21 protein-coding genes are annotated in these 22,827 nt (G+C 37.6%); 9 read left to right on the top strand and 12 right to left on the bottom strand.

Features of this window, described 5'->3' with window-relative positions:
• Window positions 1-18 precede the first annotated feature (18 nt).
• The 3 genes from Q0093_RS06240 to Q0093_RS06230 all read left to right on the top strand — a co-directional run bounded on the left by Q0093_RS06240 (window position 19) and on the right by Q0093_RS06230 (window position 5,995).
• Window positions 19-1,515 (top strand): hypothetical protein, encoded by a 1,497-nt coding sequence (locus Q0093_RS06240; protein WP_297929036.1) that lies wholly within the window; start codon window positions 19-21, stop codon window positions 1,513-1,515.
• 143 nt (window positions 1,516-1,658) lie between these two features.
• Window positions 1,659-4,463 carry a pitrilysin family protein gene (locus tag Q0093_RS06235; protein WP_297929035.1) on the top strand — a complete coding sequence of 935 codons (2,805 nt, stop codon included), beginning with the start codon at window positions 1,659-1,661 and terminating at the stop codon, window positions 4,461-4,463.
• The gene (locus tag Q0093_RS06230) at window positions 4,460-5,995 is read left to right on the top strand and encodes a calcineurin-like phosphoesterase C-terminal domain-containing protein (protein ID WP_297929034.1); all 1,536 of its coding nucleotides are present in this window, start codon (window positions 4,460-4,462) and stop codon (window positions 5,993-5,995) included. The genes Q0093_RS06235 and Q0093_RS06230 overlap by 4 nt, the downstream gene beginning before the upstream one ends.
• A gap of 153 nt (window positions 5,996-6,148) precedes the next feature.
• Here the strand turns inward: Q0093_RS06230 and Q0093_RS06225 are convergent, their stop codons facing one another.
• On the bottom strand, window positions 6,149-7,708 hold the full coding sequence (locus Q0093_RS06225; protein WP_297929033.1) for a hypothetical protein: 1,560 nt from the start codon (window positions 7,706-7,708) through the stop codon (window positions 6,149-6,151).
• Window positions 7,709-7,722: 14 nt separating this feature from the next.
• Window positions 7,723-7,926, bottom strand: a complete 204-nt coding sequence (locus Q0093_RS14850) for a putative phage abortive infection protein (RefSeq protein WP_367175057.1) — start codon at window positions 7,924-7,926, stop codon at window positions 7,723-7,725.
• Between the two features lie 679 nt (window positions 7,927-8,605).
• Here Q0093_RS14850 and Q0093_RS06220 point away from each other — a divergent pair.
• The 5 genes from Q0093_RS06220 (at window position 8,606) to Q0093_RS06200 (ending at window position 13,076) form a co-directional block, all read left to right on the top strand.
• On the top strand, window positions 8,606-9,178 hold the full coding sequence (locus Q0093_RS06220; RefSeq protein WP_297929032.1) for a helix-turn-helix transcriptional regulator: 573 nt from the start codon (window positions 8,606-8,608) through the stop codon (window positions 9,176-9,178).
• An 81-nt stretch (window positions 9,179-9,259) separates the two neighbouring features.
• Window positions 9,260-11,476 carry a cation-translocating P-type ATPase gene (locus Q0093_RS06215; RefSeq protein ID WP_297929030.1) on the top strand — a complete coding sequence of 739 codons (2,217 nt, stop codon included), beginning with the start codon at window positions 9,260-9,262 and terminating at the stop codon, window positions 11,474-11,476.
• A 17-nt stretch (window positions 11,477-11,493) separates the two neighbouring features.
• The gene (locus Q0093_RS06210; protein WP_297929028.1) at window positions 11,494-11,706 is read left to right on the top strand and encodes a hypothetical protein; all 213 of its coding nucleotides are present in this window, start codon (window positions 11,494-11,496) and stop codon (window positions 11,704-11,706) included.
• Window positions 11,703-12,524, top strand: a complete 822-nt coding sequence (locus Q0093_RS06205; RefSeq protein WP_297929026.1) for an MBL fold metallo-hydrolase — start codon at window positions 11,703-11,705, stop codon at window positions 12,522-12,524. The genes Q0093_RS06210 and Q0093_RS06205 overlap by 4 nt, the downstream gene beginning before the upstream one ends.
• Before the next feature lie 42 nt (window positions 12,525-12,566).
• Window positions 12,567-13,076 carry a nitroreductase family protein gene (locus tag Q0093_RS06200; RefSeq protein WP_222545721.1) on the top strand — a complete coding sequence of 170 codons (510 nt, stop codon included), beginning with the start codon at window positions 12,567-12,569 and terminating at the stop codon, window positions 13,074-13,076.
• Between the two features lie 57 nt (window positions 13,077-13,133).
• Here the strand turns inward: Q0093_RS06200 and Q0093_RS06195 are convergent, their stop codons facing one another.
• Window positions 13,134-14,027 carry a radical SAM protein gene (locus Q0093_RS06195; RefSeq protein ID WP_297929022.1) on the bottom strand — a complete coding sequence of 298 codons (894 nt, stop codon included), beginning with the start codon at window positions 14,025-14,027 and terminating at the stop codon, window positions 13,134-13,136.
• Between the two features lie 198 nt (window positions 14,028-14,225).
• On the opposite strand from Q0093_RS06195, the gene Q0093_RS06190 reads away from it, so the two are divergent.
• Window positions 14,226-14,594, top strand: a complete 369-nt coding sequence (locus tag Q0093_RS06190) for a helix-turn-helix domain-containing protein (protein ID WP_004319736.1) — start codon at window positions 14,226-14,228, stop codon at window positions 14,592-14,594.
• A gap of 30 nt (window positions 14,595-14,624) precedes the next feature.
• Here Q0093_RS06190 and Q0093_RS06185 read toward each other — a convergent pair whose 3' ends face one another.
• From Q0093_RS06185 to Q0093_RS06145, 9 genes are all read right to left on the bottom strand, one after another.
• Window positions 14,625-15,143, bottom strand: a complete 519-nt coding sequence (locus Q0093_RS06185) for a dihydrofolate reductase family protein (RefSeq protein ID WP_297929145.1) — start codon at window positions 15,141-15,143, stop codon at window positions 14,625-14,627.
• 409 nt (window positions 15,144-15,552) lie between these two features.
• Entirely contained in the window at window positions 15,553-15,831 is a 279-nt protein-coding gene (locus Q0093_RS06180; RefSeq protein ID WP_010803745.1) for a helix-turn-helix domain-containing protein, read from the bottom strand.
• Window positions 15,832-15,843: 12 nt separating this feature from the next.
• On the bottom strand, window positions 15,844-17,886 hold the full coding sequence (locus Q0093_RS06175) for a bifunctional DNA primase/helicase (protein WP_297929018.1): 2,043 nt from the start codon (window positions 17,884-17,886) through the stop codon (window positions 15,844-15,846).
• Window positions 17,849-18,208 carry a helix-turn-helix domain-containing protein gene (locus Q0093_RS06170; RefSeq protein WP_008775017.1) on the bottom strand — a complete coding sequence of 120 codons (360 nt, stop codon included), beginning with the start codon at window positions 18,206-18,208 and terminating at the stop codon, window positions 17,849-17,851. Before Q0093_RS06170 ends, Q0093_RS06175 begins: the two co-directional genes overlap by 38 nt.
• A 218-nt stretch (window positions 18,209-18,426) precedes the next feature.
• Window positions 18,427-19,272 carry an RteC domain-containing protein gene (locus Q0093_RS06165; protein WP_004319747.1) on the bottom strand — a complete coding sequence of 282 codons (846 nt, stop codon included), beginning with the start codon at window positions 19,270-19,272 and terminating at the stop codon, window positions 18,427-18,429.
• 18 nt (window positions 19,273-19,290) lie between these two features.
• Window positions 19,291-20,634 carry an asparagine--tRNA ligase gene (gene asnS, locus Q0093_RS06160; RefSeq protein WP_149923494.1) on the bottom strand — a complete coding sequence of 448 codons (1,344 nt, stop codon included), beginning with the start codon at window positions 20,632-20,634 and terminating at the stop codon, window positions 19,291-19,293.
• Between the two features lie 12 nt (window positions 20,635-20,646).
• On the bottom strand, window positions 20,647-21,066 hold the full coding sequence (locus tag Q0093_RS06155; RefSeq protein WP_149923493.1) for a DUF1934 domain-containing protein: 420 nt from the start codon (window positions 21,064-21,066) through the stop codon (window positions 20,647-20,649).
• On the bottom strand, window positions 21,063-21,947 hold the full coding sequence (locus Q0093_RS06150) for a radical SAM protein (protein WP_297929013.1): 885 nt from the start codon (window positions 21,945-21,947) through the stop codon (window positions 21,063-21,065). The genes Q0093_RS06155 and Q0093_RS06150 overlap by 4 nt, the downstream gene beginning before the upstream one ends.
• Before the next feature lie 338 nt (window positions 21,948-22,285).
• Window positions 22,286-22,827, bottom strand: a 542-nt coding sequence (locus Q0093_RS06145; RefSeq protein ID WP_297929011.1) for a topoisomerase C-terminal repeat-containing protein, incomplete at its 5' end; no start/stop codon positions are given.

Below are 22,827 nucleotides of genomic sequence, written 5' to 3'. Positions count from 1 at the left end.
CTCTATAAAAATTTGAGTATGAAGAAGTTATTTTTAAATTTACTCTTATTGAGTATGTGCAGTGCATTATTTGTTGCCTGCTCTGATGATGACAATGACGGGGATGTTACCGCTGTTGTCGGTTTAAAGTCTTTCGGGTTTTATGCCGAAGATAATTCTGCCTTGGCTGAAGATTATATCGTTCCTGAAATCACAGGGGATATGAGAATAGCTGTACCTGCTAATACGGATATTTCAGCTTTGGTTGCTCGATTTACGACAGAAGATGGGAATGAGGTGAAGATAAACGGCGTGTTGCAAGAAAGCGGAGTGACTGCTAATGATTATACTTATCCAGTTGATATTATCGTAACGGATACCAAATCGAATACTTCGAAAAGTTATGTAATTACTATCGTGTTCCAATCTCCTAAAATATGGAAAAAGATAGCCGATTTTAACCCTACATCAGAACTTGCCGGAGATTTTGCAATGAAAGTGAATCCGAAAGATAATATGCCTTATATTGCTTATACGGTAGATGATAATGGTTCTGATAAGTTATGTGTTGCCAAATGGAATGGTTCTGCTTTTGAAAATGTAGGTGCAGGAAGTTTCTCAACCACGGTTTCAGGAGGTATAGATATTGCTTTTGATCCGGATGGCATTCCTTATGTATTATATATAGATAAAGATAACGGAACTGCCGCAACTGTTATGAAATATACGGGTGGAAATTGGAGTGTCGTTGGAAATTCTGGATTTTCTATTAAAGCCAATGCTAGTTCTGGAACAACATTAGCTATCGATCCTCAGACAAAAAATCCGGTTGTCGTTACCATATCCAATAATGCTTCAGCCGCTATTGCTCGTCGTGCTCCCGAATTGTCTTATTTCAACGGGTCAAGTTGGGTAACGGCACAAGTATTTACCGGACGTCCGGGAGTGAGTGGCACGACTTATGCTGCTTTTGTTCCTGTAGCCACAACTTATGGAAATAGTGTTTATATTGCAATGTCGAATAACGGTGCCGGCTATTCTTTGTACAAATTTACGAATGGTACGATCGCTCCGGTAGTTGAAGGGGGATTCCTTAAAGAAGGTGCGACTTCAAACGGTATTAAAGATTTGTCTATAGATATCGATGGTAATGGTAATGTATTCCTTTGCACTGTAGATAATGCGGATACGGAAGACGGAAATCCAAGATTGTTTAAATATAATCTGGAATCGGGACAATTGGCTATAGTAGGCGGTGCGATAAATAATGTTTTTGAATCGCACAATTTTTACAAAGTCGCTGTTGATGCCCAGAATACGCCGTTTGTAGTTTATCGTGATTATAAAGGGCTTAAGAACTCATTTGTTATCAATCTTGATAATACGACCAAACAGTGGAGCGATGCGTTTGCTTTGAATACAGCTTCTTCAGAACGTGCGTTTGTCGATTTCAACAGTAATAACGATGGTTTTATCGGTGTGCTTATGGAAGAAGGCAATGTGATAGAACTTTATACTTATACCGATGCTAATTAATTGTCGATAAATATTAATGAGTGAAACAGGAGCATAGATACAGCTATGCTCCTGCTTTTCTTTCTGCTCAGAATAATTGTAACTAATATTGAAATAACTTCGGAAAACATCTCATATATTGCTATTTCTGTATGATTGATTTAATGAAAAAAATACTTCTGTTATTCTTTTTGATCGGTAGTACACTATTGTCGGTCAGTGCGAAAAAAATACCGCAAAATCCGAATCTTATCAAGGGAAAATTGTCTAACGGATTAACATATTATATTTATCCTAATGATTATCCGAAAGGAGAAGCCATATATCGACTTTTTATAAAGTCGGGATCGGTATTCGAGACGGAGGATCAGAAAGGGTTAGCACATTTTCTTGAACACATGGCTTTTAATGGAACGACTCATTTCCCCGGAAATTCCATGATCCGTTTTTTAGAATCTCATGGTGCGAAGTTCGGAAAAGATTTGAATGCCCATACTTCGATGAACGAAACCGTCTATAAATTGCAGCTTCCTTCTTCAGACCGACAGATGGTAGATAGTACTATTACTATTTTGGCCGATTGGGCGGGACATTTGTTACTTGATAGTATGGAAATAGAAAATGAGAGAGGAGTAATTTTGTCTGAATGGCTTTCCAGAACCGGACCTGAAAGCGAAATCGGTGAGGCATTTTTGATGGAGATACTGAACGGTTCACGTTATTCAGAACGAAAGACAATCGGAGATACTGCAATTATCCGACATTTTAAACATGAAGAAATTAAGAATTATTACAAAGATTGGTATGCACCTCGGCTTATGGCTGTTGCCGTTGCCGGAGATGTAGACTCGGAGTATGTAAAAAATTTGATTGTTGAAAAATTCGGTCCTTTGAGAAATGGCTCTATAAAAAAAATTCCAAGTTATGGTATCGATGATTATGATCGTATATCTGTTAAGAGAGTTGCTCACTCTTCGTTAAAAAAAGAGGAGTTGAATATTATTCGTCTTTTGCCGATGCCTGATCCGGTACAAACCGAAAAAGATTATAAAAATTATTTACAGCGGGCCATGCTCAACAGATTGACAAAAGCTCGTTATAATGCACTTACTTTTGATGATGTCCCGTTTAATGGGGGGAGTTTGTCCCATTCTTCTTTTCTGAATATTAAAGGAGGACTATTTGCTTCCGTTGAATTGATTCCGGGAAAGATAGAAGCCGGTATTACGGAATTTGCCAGAGAAACCGAGCGTATGGTTCGTTACGGTTTTTCCAAGAAAGAAATAGATAAAGAAAAAAAACGGCTTTTAAATACATTGCGTCGTAGGGCAGAGTCTAAGAATCCGGAACAGTCCTCTTCTTTTATTGAGGAAATGTATCAAAATTTTTATATCGGTCACCAGATATTTACACCGGCCGAAGAGTATCGTATGGCGAGAAAATTTATAGCACAAATAGATTCTTCGATATTAGTAAAACAGTTACAGAAATTAGAACGGTCGGCATTTCCGCATTATCTGATTACTTCGTCCGAAAAGAATAAAGATGAATTTCCGGATGACCGAAAACTCCTTTCGATCTTTGAACAGGTAAAAAAAGAATCCCTTACTCCCTATGTCCTGCAATTTGAAGTGCCGGATCAGTTGTTACCGGAAAAACCGGAAGGTGGAAAAATTTTGGAACGTAGAAACATAGACGAGATTGATGCTCAGGAGTTGATCCTGTCTAATGGTGTAAAAGTAATTTTTAAGAAGAACTATTTAGATAAAGATAGGATCGTGGTTAGCGGTTTTCGTAAAGGCGGACTTTATGCATTAGACTCGACACGTTATGTTTCGGGTATTTTTTCAGGGTCTGTAATTCCACTGAGTGGAGCAGGCGAGTTTTCGAGGGATGCCCTTAGTTATTTCTTGTCAGGAAAAGATGTTTCCTGTCGTTTTTTGGTGGAGAAACATCGTTCGGGTGTTATAGCGACCTCTAAGATAGATCAAATGGAAACGATGTTTCAATTACTTTTTTTGAGGTGGACTCAACCTAAAGTCGACATAGACTTGTTACGACAGGTAATGGATAAAAGTATTGAAAAATACCGAACGACACGTAAAACCGATGCAGATTTATTTAATATGGAGCTGAGAAACATTTTACGGACTCCTGATTATACCGATCGGGAAATATCGGATACTATTATTGAGAATGAAGTAAAAGCCGAATGGCTGTTGCCGGCTTATAATCATTGTTTCGGTGCGGCGGAAGGGTACACTTTTATCATTACTTCAGATAACTCGTTACAAGATATAGAGCCTTTTATCGAAACTTATCTCGGAGGATTGCCGACCGGAGAATCATGCATGGAATATGTACATAAAGGTGGTAAAATTCCTGTTGAACCGGTTGTTTTTAGCCGCAAAGCCGGAGATTCGCCTAAGGCTGTCGTTTCTTTGATATTTCAGCAAGACAGCATTGAGGGGAATATAATGGATCTGAATTTAAAGAATGATGTAGCAAAAGGTATTCTTCGTATGAAATTGTTGGCAGCCTTGAGAGAAGAGATGGGCATGGTTTACAGCGTGGGAGTGTCGGTCGGAGCTACTCAGCATCCTTCGGCCTTATGTCGTGAAACGATAAGCTTCAGTTGTTTGCCGGATAATGTGCAGGCATTGGTTGATAGCACTTTCCTTGTTATCGGGAAAGTATGCGATGATCCGGTATCTTTTTCAAGTGAATTAGAAGATGTCAAGACGAATCTTATAAAAGATTGGAAAATTACAAATCAAAGAAGTTCTTTCTGGACGACGCAGATACGGAACACATTATATAATAATATTGCAGATTGGAAACATATAACGGATTATGAAGCTCGCGTGAAGAATATAACAAGTAAAGATATTGCAGACTATATTCGCAAATGTTTTTTGAAAACTCCGGTCGTAAAAGCGGTTCTATTACCTAAAGAAGATAAAGAATGAAAAGTATTAAAAATTTTCTGTTTCCTATATATTTAGCCTGTTTTATGCCCTTGACGGCACAAAATATTGTATCGGGAAAAGTTTTTTTAGATAAAAATGGTAATGGTATTCAAGACCGATCGGAACACGGAATAAAGGCTGTTCCGGTATCGAATGGAAGAGATGTGGTTCTTACGGATAAAGACGGAAACTTTTCTATATCGGTAGCGGACGGAGAAAGCCTTTTCCCTATCTTCCCTTCAGGATACACTTCTTCGTCCGGAGATATAATCAGAAGTTCCGATTTTGTTTTTAGAACAATGCGATCGGAAGATAAAGTGGATTTTGCTCTGAAGAAAGAAAAACAGCCGAAACATTTTACATTGGGTGCTATCGGAGATATACAAATGGGAAATCCTCAAGAACTCGATTATGCTAATCAAACTATTATACCTGAACTTGCCGGGAGAAAGGATATTCAGTTGGCTGTATGGTTAGGAGATTTGGTAAATAACCGTCTTGAACTTTTCGAAGATGTACGTGAGATGATTCGTTGTACGGAAATACCATCTTGGGTACTTCCCGGAAATCATGATCGGATTACGACCGGACATACATTACAAGACTCTCTTTTTAATCGCTATTTCGGAGCTTCTACTTATGCATTCAATTATGGAAATGTTCATTTTATTGTTTTGAATAATGTCGCTCCGGACGGTAAGAGAGGGTATAAAGCCCGTATTTCCGACCGGCAGATGGCCTTTATAAAGAATGATTTGTCTTATGTACCGAAAGACCGTTTTGTCGTTTTTTGTCAACACATACCTTTGGTGCATACCGAGAATATCGAGGATTTGAAACTCCTATTGGATGGAAGGAGCAAATTGTTTGCATTGTCTGGTCATACACATAGAGTCAGTCGACATTTTATACCGGTAGGAAATTCAGTAATGCAGGAACTGGTTGCAGGTGCTACTTGCGGACATTGGTGGGTCGGAGAGAAGGATTGGCTCGGAGTTCCGTCGGCTTTAATGCAGTGCGGTGCTCCTCGTAACTATTTTACGATAGAATTTTCTCCTGATGATTATCAAATACATTTCAAAGGTGTCGGCTTAGATTCTGAAAGACAAATGGATATATGGGTGCAAGGTTGTGATACGACAGACCGGCACGTGAAAGATTTTCAAGAGTTTGCACGAGGAGAGGTTTTTGCTAATATATATGGAGGGTCGGATAGTACGGAGGTTAGTATACAAATAGGCAATACTCCGCCTGTTCGTATGGAAAAAATTGAAGTAACAGCGCCTACGGTTACCAGACAGAACCAGTGGTATAAGGATAAAATATACCCTACTAAAATAAGCCGTAGAAGTCCTTTACGGAAAAGTGCATCTACACATTTATGGCATTTTAGATTGCCGGAGAACCTTATGCCGGGTATATATCCGATACGTATCGAGGCAAAAGATACTTACGGGTTCTCTGTTTCCGGTGTTCGAATGGTTCGTATCGAAGATCCTGATACTCCGTTCGATTGGAGAAAAAGGCGTTAAGAGTTCGTCTAAAGTATTATCAGGTCATCTTTACGTTTTCTTTCGGGCTATAACCGTTGTTAACGGTGTCGGTACGGTTCTCCTCTCAAGAAGAGAACCGGCTGTTTATGAGGATATTTTACCCGGATCAAATTTAGATAGCCTTTAAGAGCTCTATATATAATTTGAGTAGGTTCGGTAAATCGAGATTAACTCCTCTATTATGTTTGGCTTTTGTTTATAATAATCGGATATTGATCTTTTATCTCTGTTGTCTATGACTAAAGAGTCGGTATCCTCGTCATATTTTATATAATTATTGAAAATTGAGTTACCGTCTTGTATAACGATCTTTTTTGAGGAAAAATATAAGTTGGATAATGTTAAGATCAGTTCATCATCGAGTAAACCTAATTGCATTTTCATAAGAGTGTCGAAAGGAGAACTTTTTCTGTTAAGAATAGAGTAGTTGTTTTTTTCCCCGTTCCAAGCAATATCTCCATTATAAATTTCAATAGTCGGTTGATCGATATATACGATTATCAATTGATAGAAGGGTGCGTAATCTTCATAATTCAAGGCTGCGGCAAAAGCTAAAGCACGAAGAGTCGATTGTGGATTATAGATATATAAGCCTATCCTGACCTTTTCTTTTTTGATTAATATCTGCTTTAGTCTGAATGATATTAATTGATACCAAGCTTCTGCATTGGACAGACAATTGATACTTTTCTCCAATACTTCAGTAATTCGTTTTTCTTGAGAAGATTCTCCTATAAAAGAATACCGCTCATAACTGTTGCCGTCCAATCCTTTGATCTCGGATATAAGCATTTCATTGCTATATCGAGGATCATCTGCAAATATACCGTATTTATAGATAGAGGGTACAATCCAGTTTCCGGCACTTAGTTCGGCATCGAATTTTTCAGGATATCCGGCTTCACTGGCATCATAATTTGCTCTTTTACACAAAGCGATAATCAATTCTTCTTCTAAGTGCTGGGTATATTCCTCCTTCGTTTCATATGAATCGGCTTTGTTTTCAAAAGTATTACCGGTTATAAGTCCTATTTTTTGAATTAATTCCATATCGCTCATTTTTTGCCAGGTAAAGACAGATGCATACGGATATATGATTTTGTGAGTAGAATCCATATATATCATTACATAATCGGAAATGTGTGCCTGAGTGCACAATGATTCGAATGTTCGTCTAAAAGATTCCCTTTTTTCTTTAGTATAAAAGAGATTGAGCGAATATATTCTTGGAAAGTGTCTGTCAAAAATGTTGGGAGGTAAAGCTTGTTGTTCTTCTATGGAATAAGGGATAAATGAGACTGGATCGATTTCGATTTTATATCCTTTAATTGCATAGGTCGTGTTATTGACAAGTTCGGAAAAAGCCCTTATTATTTCAGACCAATGAGTAGAAATAATTATAATGCGAATTTCCCCGTCTTTAGCTTTATATTTTTGTTTTATAAGTGCATGGTATTTAAGAATTTCTGTTATAGTATCTCTCGCCGAGTTATTAGCTCTTTTAACTTCGATGATAACAAAATTGTTGAATACATCTTTAGCCAGAATATCAATGAAGCCTTTGCTGCCGATGTGATCGGGCAAAGGGAATTCTGTTCGTATCAATGATAATTCCGGAGCAATGAATGAGAGGTTTTGAGCCAACCAATTTCTTATCGTGTCTTCAATATTATTATACTGTCTGTTACTCATATTATATAAAAATATTAGAATTCATATTCTATTTCAGAATAAAAGTCTTTGACATCTATTTCTCCTAAAAAACGAGGAGGTATGTTTTTTATTAATTCATATTTCTCAATTAAGCATTTTTTGTTTTTTTCTCTCCAAGGTTTTCCCAGATTTGACATTGAATTAAAGAAAAATAGAGCCTGTTTATAAGTTGTGCCCGATACATTTTCGTATAAGATTTTTTTGTTGAAAGTCTAAATAAGGGCATTCGTCGATATATTTTATAGTTCTATAAATATGTCTGAAATAGTAGCCTGATTTAGATTGATGTCCTCCGTAAAATACGATCTTATCGGTATTTAGGAATTGCTTTTTCGAAGAATTAAATTTGTTTGTGGATATAATTCGTTTGTTTCGACTTTTCTTTAATACAATTAAGTATTTGATTTTGGATATTTATTAGGTATTATTTATTTAAGATTTGCGGAGAGACAGGGTAATGAACCTATCTCCTTATGTCGCTTTAATTCAACTCTTTATCAATATGTCAATACCTTAGGGGGTACAATTTAGGTTTCAAAAAAGACGTTTATCTGTCGTCCTTTGGCTGTTCATTGTCTGCCTAAAACTCCGGTTCAAAGATACTGCTTCCTTTTGAATTACGCAAATGTCTGAATATAAATATTTCAGCTTAGGTGTAAGGTGCAAGCTATATATATAGATATATACTTGCACCTTACACCTAATTCAGATTACTCAACTTTGCAATTAGGTTGCACTACCCGATTCGTAAATTTGCAAAAATGAAGAAACAATAAACGCTATCAATAAATTGCAAGCCTTAAATATTGAGAATATTCAGAGCTTGCCAAATGATAAGCAGTGCATTGTTATTAACTTTGCAGAAACGATGGATATATGATGAAAAGCAATACTATTCACATTAAGAATATGGTTTGTAACCGTTGCATTATGGTTGTAACAGAAGCACTGAAAAGAATGGGGTTTACTCCACTTAGTGTTGAACTGGGGACAGCTATTTTGCAAGAACCGATAAATGCAGAGGAACGTGCTGCCATAAAACCTGTTCTCGAAGCATACGGATTTGAGTTGATAGATGATAAACGGATGCGAATTATCGAACAAATAAAAGTTGCGGTGATTGAATTAGTGCATTATAACGATAATTCGTCCAAGACAAACCTGACTGATTATCTTACGGATAAGTGCCATCACGATTACAGTTTCCTTAGCAAGTTGTTTTCCGAAGTAAATGGCATAAGTATAGAAAGATACTACATCATCCAGAAAATAGAACGTATAAAGGAACTGTTGGTGTATGATGAATTATCAATCAGCGAAATTGCCGATAAACTTAATTACTCAAGCGCAGCCCATTTAAGTACGCAATTCCGTAATATGACTGGCATTTCTCCAAGCCAGTTCAAGCGTTTAAAAGAACACAAACTAAAACCTTTGGATGAAGTCTGAAAGATATAAGTCATATCCATAATTATGTAAGAGGCGCAGTATAAAAGCACCTTACCTTTGCATCCGATAAAAATCATCAATATGGAAAAAGGTAAGAATACAAAAAATACATATCCGGTATTGGGTATGAGTTGCGCTTCATGTGCGGCTCGTGTGGATAAAACATTAAATGGTTTGCCGGGAGTATATCAGGCAACAGTGAATTATGCGACTGCGATAGCACAAGTAGAATATAATCCGAAAGTATGTTCGGATGCAATATTACAATCTGCCGTACAAGATGCAGGGTATGATTTACTAGTCGATACAGGTGAGGACGTTACCAATAAAGCGGAAGAAATTCGTTTAGCAAGATACCGGAAGATAAAAAGGCGTACAGTGGTAGCCCTGCTGTTATCTCTCCCAATTATGGTTATCAGTATGTTTTTTGAAGATATATCCTCTTTAAAATATGTACTTTGGATTCTTGCCACGCCCGTAGTTTTCGGTTTGGGACGTGAATTTTATATCAATGCGTGGCGGCAATTAAAGCATAGCACTTCCAATATGGACACCCTTGTAGCTGTTAGTACCGGAATAGCCTATACATTCAGCGTTTTTAATCTACTGTTTCCCGATTTTTGGTTGTCAAGAGGGATTGAACCGCATATTTATTTTGAAGCGGCAAGTGTTATCATTGCATTCATCTTGTTGGGACGATTACTTGAAGAGCGTGCGAAGCAAAACACTTCAACTGCCATAAAAAAGTTAATCGGGCTGCAACCTAAGACGGTAACTATTATCGTAGATTCTGATGAACGTACCGTTCCGATAACAGCCGTACAAAAAGGTGATACAATTCTTGTTAAACCCGGAGAACGCATTGCAGTAGATGGCATGGTTGTTACAGGAGAATCATACGTGGATGAAAGTATGTTGAATGGCGAACCCGTCCCCCTGCACAAGCAATCCGGTAAAAAGGTATTTGCGGGTACAATCAATCAAAAAGGAACATTCCGGTTTGTTGCCGATAAGATAGGTTCTGACACGATGCTGGCACAAATCATCCGCATGGTGCAGGATGCACAAGGCAGCAAAGCTCCCGTTCAAAAGTTAGTGGATAAAATAGCCCGATTCTTTGTCCCGGCTATTATTAGTATTTCGATTATAGCCTTTGTTGCATGGATATTTTTAGCACCAACGAACGGCTTCACCAATGGATTATTGGCAATGGTCACTGTATTGATAATTGCCTGCCCTTGTGCATTAGGCTTGGCTACTCCCACTGCCATCATGGTAGGTATTGGAAAAGGTGCTGAAAAAGGAATTTTAATTAAAGATGCCCAAAGCTTGGAGATTGCCCAAAAGATAGATACGATAATTCTCGATAAAACAGGGACTATCACAGCAGGGCATCCGGTAGTTGTCGAAAGCCTATGGGAAAACGGCTTTGAACATACCCGGAAGATACTGTACAGCTTAGAGAAGCTATCGGAACATCCTCTTTCGGATGCCGTAGTCAAGACTTTGCAGAATGAAAAAGAGATTTCCATTGATAAGTTTGAAAACGTTCCGGGAAAAGGTGTAAAAGGTATGGTAGGCAGTCAGACTTATTACGTAGGCAATCTGTCATTATTGAATGATAACCATATTACGATAGCCAGTCATTTGCAGGAATTGGCAAACAAATGGACACAAAAAGCTAAAACATTGGTATGGTTTGCTGATTCCACACAAGCCATTGCAGCTATAGCCCTTACCGATGAAATTAAACAAACTTCGGCAGAAGCCATATCACAACTACAGAAAATGGGTGTTGAAGTGTATATGCTGACGGGAGATAATGCAATTTCAGCACAAGCCATATCTCGGAAAGTAGGAATAAACCATTATAAAGCCGGAGTGTTGCCGAACGAGAAAGCTCAATTCATAAAAGAATTGCAAGCCAATGGGAAAACAGTAGGCATGGTGGGTGACGGAATTAATGATGGTGCCGCTTTAGCACAAGCGGATTTAAGCATAGCCATGGGGCAAGGCAGTGATATTGCTGTAGATACGGCAATGGCGACCATACTCTCATCTGATTTACTGAAAATACCAGAAACCATCCGGCTGTCGCAATTGACGATTAAAACAATTTATCAGAATTTGTTTTGGGCGTTTATTTATAACTTGATTGGTATTCCCATTGCGGCAGGCATATTTTATTCAGTAAACGGATTCCTTTTAAATCCGATGTGGACAAGTGCGGCTATGGCATTCAGTTCTGTGTCTGTGGTGTTAAACAGCTTGCGTTTAAAAAGAAAAAGAATAGAATAACTCAATAATCAATTAAAATGGAAACAATGACTTTTAAAACAAATGCCAAATGTATGGGCTGTCTTGCTAAAATAGAAGAAATATTGCAAGGTAAAATAAACAGAGAAGAATGGAATTTGGATTTGTCCGATTCCAATCGTCCCCTGACTGTAACGTCCGATAAGTTGGCAGTAGGTAAAATAGTAGAACTGATAAGCAAAGCTGGTTTCAAAATAGAACAAATGAAATGAGAGTAATAGCACTAGTTGAAAATACAAGCATATCCAAAGACTATAAAAGTAAACACGGACTATGCTTGTATATTGAAACAAAGAAGCATAAACTACTATTTGATTTAGGCTCAAATAGTTTGTTTTTAGAAAATGCAGTCAAATTAGGTGTGGATATTACGGATATTGATTCTGTGATTATTTCTCACGGGCACAATGACCACGGGGGAGCTTTGAAGTATTTTTTAGAAAATAATGCCAAAGCGAACATTTACATTAGTCGATACGCTTTTGAGGAGTATTATGCTAATTTCTTAGGTATGAAGTGGAACGTTGGTCTCGATAGAAAATTAAAAGATAATCCAAAAATTATTCTTATCGAGGATGAGTATGTAATAGATGAGGAATTGCAAATATTTTCCAATATAAAGGAACATCTTTATTTACCCACAGCAAACAACAGTCTATTCGTCAAACAAAATGGGACGTATGAGCATGATACATTTAAGCATGAACAATATTTGATTATAACGGAAAGCAATTATAAAACTTTATTCAGCGGTTGTGCTCACAATGGAATAGTCAATATTCTAAATCGAGCCGAAGATATTGCAAAACAGGAAATGAAATATTGCATATCAGGTTTTCATCTTTATGACCCATTAAAGAAAAGAACCGAAAATATAAACCTAATTAAAGATATTGCAAATACGTTTTTATGCCGAAATACAACATTTTATACTTGCCATTGTACTGGTGAAAAAGCCTATGGAATATTGAAAGGTATTGCTGACGAAAAAATAAATTATATCAGTACAGGACAAATAATACAGTTATAAGACATAGCGATTTATTTTTTAACTCAATTAATATTATACATCATGGATTTTTTAGAATTAACAAAAAAGCGTTATTCCGTAAGAAGCTATACTTCCCAAGAAGTAGAGAAAGAAAAGTTGGATTATATTCTTGAATGCGCCCGGTATGCACCGTCTGCCGTAAACAAACAGCCGTGGCAATTTATAGTGATACAAAGTGAATTGCAGAAAAAAAAGCTGCAAAAGGTTTACCCTGCCAAATGGTTTGTGGAAGCCCCCTTATATATCATTGTATGTGCTAATGATTCGGTTGCATGGACACGTCAGTATGATAATAAGAATCATGCAGATATTGATGCTGCTATCACTACGGAACATATCTGTTTGGCAGCAGCGGAACAAGGGTTAGGAACTTGTTGGGTTTGCAATTTCGATATAGATGAATGCAAACATAGCTTGGGATTATCTGCTAATATTCATCCGGTTGCAATAATTCCTATAGGTTATCCAGTGGATTCCAAGCACAATCCAACAGCCCGCAAAAGCATTGATGAGATAGTAACTATATTATAACGTCATCATGCCATAGAAAGAGAGAAACAGGGAAATTACCCCCGTTTCTCTCTGCTTTTATAATGACCTTATGCCGTTTCTATACTGCTTTAATTCTATTTCACTGCTTTGTCGGATTGCAGCATCCAGTTCATTCAATATTCGGACTTTATCATCGGGAACCATACCCACAAAAGGTATTGTATTTGAAACTGTATTTCCCAATAAAGTTGTCTTTACGCTAAGGGCAGAAATAAAGGTTCTCAACTCAAACAGACGTTCCTGCTCCGATGCCTCAATAAATTTACCCTCTTGTATTTCCTGAAAAAGTTCCGATTCAGGAAATACAGTCAAAGAAACGAAGTTTATAGTAAAAGGATGTAGCTGATTAAATATTTCAGCCGTATGGACTGCATTCTGCTGTCCTTTCCCCTTTCCCGCAAGCCCTGTCAGATAAACCAAATTATAACGAATATTGGCTTCTTCCAGCTTTCTGCACTGTTCCAATATATCTGCTGCCGTATTACCCTTATTCATTCTTGACAAGGTTTCATCATCTCCCGATTCCGTGCCAATACTAATACTGTCAAACTTTAAATGACGCAAGTTCTTCAGTTCTTCTACACTCTTGGATTTAATGTCTGCTATGCGGGAAAATGTTCCTATTGTTTCGCAATAAGGGAGATACTTCCGAATCAATAACCCTAAATCCAACAATCTGTTATAGCTCAAAGCAAAAGGATTGGCACCAGTCAGAAAGACACGCCTTGCCTTAGGCTGGTATTCCTGAATTATTTTCAAGTCTGATTCAACTTCCGAAACAGGAGATAATCTAAACTTAGTTCCATGATACAGGCTACAAAATTTGCATTTATGATATGTACATCCTGCTGTTACCTGTAACAGTTGCGAACTTGCTTCATAGGGTGGTCGCCAAATTTGACCGTCAAAATGCATTTTCTCTATTTCCATACTCTTAATTTTTATAAGTTTCAGTCTTTGCTAAATATTTAGAAAGACCGAAAACTTTGTATATTTAATATATTTAGTTACTTTTGTGCGAACAAAGTTACTAAGATACTTAGTATAAAAAAAGAACTTACCATTAAGTAAGATAGTAACGTAGAGGTAACTATTATTGATTGATAATGAATTAAATAAGAAAAAAAGATGGATGATACTCATTATAGAGAAGCTATTTGTCCTGCCTGTGGAATAATTGACCGTTTCGGTGATAAATGGTCGTTACGCATATTGTTTCTTCTGCATCAGAAGGGAACCTTGCGCTTCAATGAGCTATTAAGAAACACTCCGAATGTGTCACAAAAGATGCTGGCTACAGCATTAAAGAAATTAGAAGCCGATAAGTTAGTGAATCGTAAACTGTACCCGGAAATACCACCAAAAGTGGAATACAGTCTTACATCGCTTGGAAAAAGTTTAATGTCGCCCTTAGATGGTATTATTCAATGGGCTTTGGAACATTCCGATGAAATTTTAGAACACCGTCAAAAAACGGAAAAACAGAAGAAAGTATAGAACTTCAATGTTCTATACTCTCCCTTTTTATCATCTTGCATTCACATATTTATATGAGGATAACAAAATATTGTTATCTATAATTTTAGAACTCTCCAAATGCCAATTTGAGCCAAAAGTTTCACCTATGAAACTGATACCTTTACCAAGCATAACAGGAATAGTGTAAAGGGTCAGACTATCCAGCAGTCCCGCTTGAATAAGTGTAGTCAAAAGTTTACCACCACCGACTAACAGTATATCATTATCACTTTTCATTTCATGTACTTTCCGAAGTGGAGCATCTATAAGAAATTCCACTCCACAATCCGGCGTAACATTTGCATCGTGGTGGGAAACTACAAAAGTACGTTTACTTTTATATAACCATCCACCCCAATGCTCAAATAAATAGGTATAAGTATTAGCTCCCATCAGCAAGCAAGTAGCTGCTTCGTATTCTTTTCCAATAAGCGATTTTACATTTGAAGTAATCCAGTCCAGTTCATTGTCCGATGTTGCGATAAAACCATCGAGAGACACAGCGATATGCGCTTTAATTTGTTTCATATTGTTAGGCATTAAACAGTTTATATTTTTACGGGTGACCCGTTTATAATCTTTATTCAAACTGTCCGCTAGTATCTCAAAAAAGAAGCGTGAACTCACACTGCTCCACTACGAGGTACTGGCATACCTAAATGACGAAACAGGCAAGCCCACGCTATGTTAAAACATAGCATAGACATTGCGCTGAAAATCTCGTCATTTTGAAAAGTGCCAGTTTTCGTAGTGAGATGTTCGGCGAACGAATATGATATATATAAAGGCAACATCACAGGTTACTGTTCAATCGCCATTATCTTCTATGTAACTTTTGCAAAGTTAGCCAAATCCCTGAAAACTCCTATATACAAAACAAGAAATCCTGCCTTATCTTACGACAAAACAGGATTGAAAACCATTAGAAAAGAAAAAATTAATCGGTTTTCTCCCGAATTAACTTGTGTACGTCCGTTGCACGGTAATAACACCTGCCATCCAGCATAAGGAAAGGGAGTATTCCCTTTTTCCGGTAACGGGTCAGTGTTCGAGGAGCTACTTTTAGCAGCAGGCACAAGTCCTGATTATCCAGCAGTTCTTCACCATCCAAACAGTTACGACCTTTTATAACTTTGTCTATCTTCTTGTCCTGCATATCGAACCTATCCATGATACGTTCCATCCATGCGGTAAAATCTTCTCTGTCTATATACATAAGGCTATCTGATTAAATTAAACCAATCATAAAATAACTTTGGTTGGACGGGTCTTTGATGATAATATCCCGTTCCCGCATGAAGCGGATATAACTTTTAGCTGTCCGTTCCTTGACATCCAAAATCTGTTGTATCTGCTCGCACAAATCTATATAGGTTATATGTTCCTGTCTGCCAAACACGTCACGGGCAACGCCGACCAATTCCTTTTCCTTTCGTTTTTCTTTTTCCTCTCGTGGCTTTTCTCCTTTGTAAAGGTGCATCCCGGCTGCTTTATCCCATGCGAACAGCATCAAAGGAACATCCAACGGGCTACCATCCCTTACTTTCAGGGCTTTTACAACCGACAGCGTAGGTTCATCGTCTTTTTCGATGGAAAGAATTGTAGCCGCTTTACGCTGTAGTTCGCTACCCAAGTGTCCCCGTAGTTTTAATCCGTTCGGTACGAAATGTAGCACGCAGAGAATACAGGTATTATAAATTCCTGCCAGTCGGTATAGTTCATCTATCACTGCCACACTTTCCACTTCATCATTGGCACTCTTTACAAGGTCGGCGATGCCGTCAATAACTACCAACTGGATGCCGCCATACTGGTAATAGAATTTATCCATACTTTGTACGATAGCGTGCAGGCGTTCTTTACGGGACATACCCGTCAGGCAGAATGCTTTCAGTTCTTCCGGTTTGTTCGGTTGCTTGGCACGTGTCAGCAGGTTACTTACATTTTTGAACAGTTGTACTTCGGACTGTTCCGTATCATAGAGTAACACCGCTTTGTGTTTACTGTTGGCGGCTATCTGTATGCCAAGCGTATCTATTTCTTTATCCGGTTGGCAAATACAGCCCGCTAACATGGCAGCTATATAATTACTCTTTCCTGTTCCCTCACCGCCTGTAATACCAAACAGGTTTCCTTGTGTCCCCAATGGAACGTCTCCGGCAGAAATTATTACTTGCGCTTTTGCCGGGGGATTATTGAAGTCTATTTCGCACGATTTGAGCATAATCAATGTATCACTATATAGGTTATCTAAAAAATCGATAAACAATTTCAGGAAATCTTCACGGGTATTTCCTGCCTTAAAATAATCGGAAATATCTTTTTCCTCTTTTGTTCCAGGAAGCGGTAGAAGTAACCGTCTTATTCCAAATTCTTCCAACTGCTTTTCCTGTTTGCGTGCGCTTTCCTTTCCCGTCTTGTCTGTATCATATAATAAGATTATATGCTTAAAACGGAACGTCAATTTATAAATCAGCGTAGGTGGGATAGTCACCGTTTCACTGTTGAAGCAGATAGCATGAAAACCATGTGCCGCCAATGACATGACATCTTTTTCACCACCTGTGATAAACAGCGTATCACCCTTTGCGGGTAGTTGCTCCAATCCAAAACAATAGTTTTCCCCGAAATTGCCACCATAGAGGAAACGGGCTTTCGAGAATGGACGGTACAGTTTTATGTACCGTTTGTTCTTATACCCGTACATCGGTTCTGTTACAGATGAAGTATAGGTAAACGGTGTTCCATCCGCCGTTACGCTCTGAAAGTCCCGTAAGGAACACACCTTATAAAGTTCCAATACTTCCGGTGTGATACCATACTGCTGCCAGTACATCAATTCGGCAAGCGGAAATTTCTGTTCCCTGAACTGGTAGGGTTTGCTTTCCTTTTCAGGTGTTTCGTCCGGCATATCATTTACTATATGGGAAGAAGTACGGGTAACTGGTATCGGATTACCTGTTGTCAGTCCCAATCCCAAATCCCGGTCTATGGTTTCCAGTATCTCCACAAAATCCATTGAATTGTTGCAGTCCAGCCCTTTAAGTTGCCCCACGAAAAAGAAACAATCACCGCTATAACTGTCGTTGCCGAAATCTTTCATCTTATAGATACCACTTCGGCGGTCGAAATAGATGTTACAGGACGCTTTGTTATCCTCATAAAGCGGGTTTAAGAAATTGCGTCCTATCCGCCAATTACCGGATATGTAATGCTTGAACACGGATAACCCATTATTTGTCCTTTCTAATATTTCTTCTTTCCTTAACATATAGCTGGTGGTTGGTTATCAGGTCGTTAATACTGTCTTTATCTCGTTTAATCAGGCGTTCTTCCAATAATCGTTTTATTTCTCCAATCTTGTAGAAATAATGTCCCTTGATATTGGAATAAGTGACTGTCCCGGCTGCCCGCAAGCGTTGTAATGTCCGGTCACTGATTTTTAGAAATGTGCAGACCTCGTAACTATCCACCCAAATTTCATCCTCATTGGTACTTTCCGCTTCTGTGTGATTAAATATATAATCGGCAATAGCGGTAATCTTGTTGTCTAATTCCTTATAGGCTTTTGACTCAAATGTTATTATCTCCATTTCGCTAATTAATTGATTTGCTGCAAAGATGGTGGGTTTCAAAAGATAAAAATTACAAGGTATAATCAAGTTGGTGAATATTTATTTTTCTCTTTTTCAGTAGCAAAAGCAGGGTGTTATTACCCGAAAATGCCGCATTTCATATCTAAATCGTATAAAAACAAAAACTACCAAGTTGGTAATTACTTGGTAGTTTTTATGTGGACTAAATATCTTTATTACAGTTCGTCCGATTCCATTCGCTTTAACAGTTGTTCGATTACTGATGTAAAAAAGGCAGTTCGATTTTTCTTTCTGCTTTTGAGAGTTAGATATGTTCGATAATAATCTCCTAAATCTATATCAAAAGCTGCTTCAATGAAAGCCATGATTTCTTTTATTGTCACATTTCCATTATTGAGTGTTGCAATAGCAACAAGTCCATACCCAAACTCTACTGCATCTGATTTAGAGCCAGTCCATTTCAGATTAAAGTCAGAAAGTGCCGCTCGTATTTTAGATATTTGCATTTTCCTGTCTAACAATTGTAATTGTCTATTGAGATATATTCGTAGCATTTCATTCGACAAAATTTTAGCTACTTTGTAATCATATCCGGTAGAAAAGGCTGGGTCTTTATCTAAAAATGCGCTATCAACACACAATCTGAAATTCGCTTTATATCGAACAAAGTAATAAGAATCTAAGTGGGTTGCTTTCGAACGATAATATTGGTAGAAATCAAGATTTTGGTCAAAGAAATATTTCAAATTATCCAATTGGCAATGAAGATACTCTCGTTGTACATCATCACTGCCAATCGGACGTTTCATCTCAATTCTTGTTATTTTGTAAAAGTATAAATACCGACTAAGAATGTCTGGCTTTATATCTTTAAAGAAATGAATTTCTTCTTCTTCGTTCTGAAATTCATATTTTACAGTCATGCTCCGCAAGTTATCGAATAAAGGTCGTATGACATCTATCATATGCAAAGCATCCTCCACGCAGACATTTTCATCAATGCCAAGCAACTCCATTTCTTCATTTATTCGATGCAATATTTCATTGATATAATCTTGCATGATTGAATTTCGTTATAATCAGAAATTTGCATTTCGGGGTGTGCGTGGAAACGGAATAACATCCCGAATGTTTGTCATGCCTGTAATGAACAGCATCAACCGTTCAAAACCCAATCCAAAGCCTGAATGGGGAACAGTGCCAAATTTGCGTGATTCAAGATACCACCACAGTTTTTCGGTATTCATATTCAATTCTTTCATTCGCTGCAACAATTTTGTATAGTCGGCTTCCCGTTCAGAACCTCCTATGATTTCCCCAATTTTCGGAAATAATACATCCATTGCACGAACTGTTTTCCCATCTTCATTCTGTTTCATATAGAATGTTTTTATCTCTTTAGGATAATCTGTAATAATCACAGGACGGCGAAAATATTCTTCCACCAAATGACGTTCATGTTCAGCACATAAATCAATGCCCGGTTTTATCGGGTAGTCAAACTGACGTCCGGACTCTTGTAAAATCTCTATAGCTTTAGAATAAGGTAAACGCATAAATTCATTATTTGCAACGAAATATAATTTATCCATTAAACCATTATCTACGTTGTCATTTAAAAAAGCTAAATCACTTTCGCAATTTTCAAGTGCATAACGGATTAGATATTTCAAAAAGTCCTCTGCCAAATCCATATTGTCGTTAATATCATTAAAGGCAACTTCCGGTTCAATCATCCAAAATTCGGAAAGATGACGGAATGTATTTGAATTTTCTGCCCTAAAGGTCGGGCTAAAGGTGTAAATTGCCCCCAATGCTAACGCACCAAGCTCGCCCTCTAATTGTCCTGAAACTGTTAAATTGGCTGGGGAACCGAAAAAATCATCTTTTAATTCCGTTTTGACTTCAAAGAGTTCTCCTGCTCCCTCACTATCCGATGTTGTTATTATAGGAGTATTGAAATAGAAGAATCCTCTTTCATTGAAATAACGATGTATGGCAAAAGCCATATTATGGCGCATACGAAATATTGCACCAAAAGTATTTGTACGTAAGCGTAAATGAGCTATTTCCCGTAAGTATTCTAAAGAATGTTCCTTTTTCTGTAAGGGGTATTCCTGTGGGTCTGCTATTCCATATACTTCAATATCCCCGGCTATTACTTCTACTTGTTGTTTATCTCCGGCAGACTGGATAAATTTGCCCTTTATACCGATTGCACTTCCCGTAGTAATAGTCTTTAGCATGTTCTTTTCAAACTTTACATGTTCAATCACAATTTGAAGATTGTGTACAGTAGAGCCATCATTTAAAGCAATAAAGCTTATATTTTTACTCTGCCGATGCGTACGAACCCAACCTCTCACATAGACATCAATTCCATAAATATCTGATTTTAATAAATCTACGATTCTTATTTTCATAACATTATTCTTTTATGCAATATCTCCAATACTTATAATAAGAGCATTATTAGACGTAAACTTGTCATTAAGAAATAAATCATAATTCAATTCAACACGAATGCGGTCATCATATATTTTAAGCTGATAAAGCAATGTCCTTACTTTTATATTAATATCTCCATCAGCGGTGATATAATCCGATTCCGTTAATTCCCCATTTAGGAAAGACATTTCAGTAAAAATCGACCCTGTACGATATAAATTAGCTTTTTCCGGGTTGATTATTAGTCGGTTTTCAACAACATGGCCTCCTGCACATAATTCTCGGTATAAAACAGAATGACTACTACCGGAACGTGAATAGTTTCCAAGGGCATTAGTTACTATTTTATCCGTATAGTCGTCATACCGTTGAATATTTTGAACGATTATTCTAACATCCTTTTTCATAAATGAGGCAAGTTTTCACGGTATTGCCGCAAATAAGATTCATCTTGATTATGGATTTGTTGTTCCAAAAAATGAACCATCTTTTGCTTATCTGTTTTTAAGTTACCACGGACTTGGATTAAGTTAGAAGCTCCATCAGTAGCAAACCTTGCATTTACCGTCAAGCTCTGAACCAGTGTTTTTAGCTCCTGCAATTTTTCAATCTCTGTTTCCTCTTTCCAATTTCCTGCTTGAATTTCTTGAAATAGCTGAGAGGTTGGATAGATGGTTAGCATGGAAGCATCTATGATTTGCGGGTGAAGCTGGTTGAAGATTTCCGCAGTTGCCTTTGCGCCAATTTCTCCTCTCCCTGAACCGGAAATACCAGTCAAGTAAAAGAAATTATAGCTCATATCCACTTCTTCTAACTTTTTGCATTGTTCGATAATATCTTTAGACAAATATCCCTTTTTCATAAAAACAAGTGCTTCATCATCTCCCGTTTCAATTCCAAACGTAATTCCATCATAACCGAGGTCTTTCAACTCTTGCAAGTCTTTGACGGATTTTTGGCTAATATCAGTTATTCTTGCAAAACAACCGATGCTCTGACAGTTTGGAAAATATTCATGTACCATCTTCGCCAATGTTTTGAGCTTATCCACACTAAGTACAAAAGGATTAGCTCCTGTAAAGAATACTCTGTCTGCATCTTTATAGTAGTAATTAGCTTCTTTCAAATCTGATTTAACTTCTTCGAGCGGTGACATTCGAAACTTGAAAGGCAAGTCTTCATAAAGAGTACAGAACTTGCATGAATGGTGAGTACATCCTGCTGTAACTTGAATTAAAAGGGAGTATGCCTCATAAGGCGGTCTCCAAATAGTTCCTGTGTAATGCATAATTATTTCTCCTTTTATTTATGTAAACAATGACCAAAAACAGTAGAATATCAACTGTTATTTAGTTTCTTTTTCGATGGCAAAGTTATAAATACACTTAGTATAAAAAAAGAAGTTACTTAAACGTTAGGCAGTTACAAAGGGGTAACTATTTTTGCATATCAGATAGTTATGTGCGAAAAAAAATAAAAAAAGATGGGAATGGTATATTTATAGGGTGATGTAGAGAAGATTTATAAAAAGCACCCGGTGTCCCTCCGAGTGCTTCAACCACAAAAATTTCAATTATAAATCTATCTATAATGAAACCTTCTGTGGCAAATATAACGATTTCCATTTTATTTCTTCGGTTTGCCTTTCTTTTCAGGGAACACGAAAGTAACATTAAACTGATCGTCAAAGGCAAGTGAAGCGTCAAAGACTTTACCGTCCCTGTTCTTGAATCCTTTGATTAGCCCGGTTTTCCCGGTAGTCACCAGTTCGGTAATCTGTTTGTCCGTCAGTTGCTTGTCGCTCTTGTTGCGGAAGATGGTAACGGAACAATCCACATTGGAACATTTGGCGACTTTCGGATAGAAAAGGATGCGTCCGGTCTTGCATTTGGGACAAATGCAACCACTACCCGAAGCGAAAGAAAGCTGAACGTCCAAAAGTTCAGCCGTGATTTGCCGTGCATATACTTCGATGCCTTTACGGAACGTATCGGGGTTCATTTCGCCGCTTTCTATTTTGGCAAGCGTATTTTCCCACATTCCCGTCATTTCAACGTCTGCTATCTTCTTGTCCCGGATGATATTGTAAACGGCAAGACCTTTCTCGGTCGGGACAAGGTTCTTTTTCTCCCGGACGATATACTGGCGGGAAAATAGCGTTTCGATAA

The organism is uncultured Coprobacter sp. (assembly GCF_947855755.1).
Taxonomy (GTDB): Bacteria; Bacteroidota; Bacteroidia; order Bacteroidales; family Coprobacteraceae; genus Coprobacter.
The sequence above is the reverse complement of the archived record's forward strand: the minus strand, read 5'-3'. Positions and strand labels throughout refer to the sequence as shown.

What these genes read in the sequence shown, in the direction of transcription:
- Q0093_RS06240 (WP_297929036.1), top strand. Translation starts at nt 19, where the DNA reads ATGAAGAAGTTATTTTTAAATTTACTCTTATTGAGTATGTGCAGTGCA.
- Q0093_RS06235 (WP_297929035.1), top strand. Translation starts at nt 1,659, where the DNA reads ATGAAAAAAATACTTCTGTTATTCTTTTTGATCGGTAGTACACTATTG.
- Q0093_RS06230 (WP_297929034.1), top strand. Translation starts at nt 4,460, where the DNA reads ATGAAAAGTATTAAAAATTTTCTGTTTCCTATATATTTAGCCTGTTTT.
- Q0093_RS06225 (WP_297929033.1), bottom strand. Translation starts at nt 7,708, where the DNA reads ATGAGTAACAGACAGTATAATAATATTGAAGACACGATAAGAAATTGG.
- Q0093_RS06220 (WP_297929032.1), top strand. Translation starts at nt 8,606, where the DNA reads ATGATGAAAAGCAATACTATTCACATTAAGAATATGGTTTGTAACCGT.
- Q0093_RS06215 (WP_297929030.1), top strand. Translation starts at nt 9,260, where the DNA reads ATGGAAAAAGGTAAGAATACAAAAAATACATATCCGGTATTGGGTATG.
- Q0093_RS06210 (WP_297929028.1), top strand. Translation starts at nt 11,494, where the DNA reads ATGGAAACAATGACTTTTAAAACAAATGCCAAATGTATGGGCTGTCTT.
- Q0093_RS06205 (WP_297929026.1), top strand. Translation starts at nt 11,703, where the DNA reads ATGAGAGTAATAGCACTAGTTGAAAATACAAGCATATCCAAAGACTAT.
- Q0093_RS06200 (WP_222545721.1), top strand. Translation starts at nt 12,567, where the DNA reads ATGGATTTTTTAGAATTAACAAAAAAGCGTTATTCCGTAAGAAGCTAT.
- Q0093_RS06195 (WP_297929022.1), bottom strand. Translation starts at nt 14,027, where the DNA reads ATGGAAATAGAGAAAATGCATTTTGACGGTCAAATTTGGCGACCACCC.
- Q0093_RS06190 (WP_004319736.1), top strand. Translation starts at nt 14,226, where the DNA reads ATGGATGATACTCATTATAGAGAAGCTATTTGTCCTGCCTGTGGAATA.
- Q0093_RS06185 (WP_297929145.1), bottom strand. Translation starts at nt 15,143, where the DNA reads ATGAAACAAATTAAAGCGCATATCGCTGTGTCTCTCGATGGTTTTATC.
- Q0093_RS06180 (WP_010803745.1), bottom strand. Translation starts at nt 15,831, where the DNA reads ATGTATATAGACAGAGAAGATTTTACCGCATGGATGGAACGTATCATG.
- Q0093_RS06175 (WP_297929018.1), bottom strand. Translation starts at nt 17,886, where the DNA reads ATGTTAAGGAAAGAAGAAATATTAGAAAGGACAAATAATGGGTTATCC.
- Q0093_RS06170 (WP_008775017.1), bottom strand. Translation starts at nt 18,208, where the DNA reads ATGGAGATAATAACATTTGAGTCAAAAGCCTATAAGGAATTAGACAAC.
- Q0093_RS06165 (WP_004319747.1), bottom strand. Translation starts at nt 19,272, where the DNA reads ATGCAAGATTATATCAATGAAATATTGCATCGAATAAATGAAGAAATG.
- asnS (WP_149923494.1), bottom strand. Translation starts at nt 20,634, where the DNA reads ATGAAAATAAGAATCGTAGATTTATTAAAATCAGATATTTATGGAATT.
- Q0093_RS06155 (WP_149923493.1), bottom strand. Translation starts at nt 21,066, where the DNA reads ATGAAAAAGGATGTTAGAATAATCGTTCAAAATATTCAACGGTATGAC.
- Q0093_RS06150 (WP_297929013.1), bottom strand. Translation starts at nt 21,947, where the DNA reads ATGCATTACACAGGAACTATTTGGAGACCGCCTTATGAGGCATACTCC.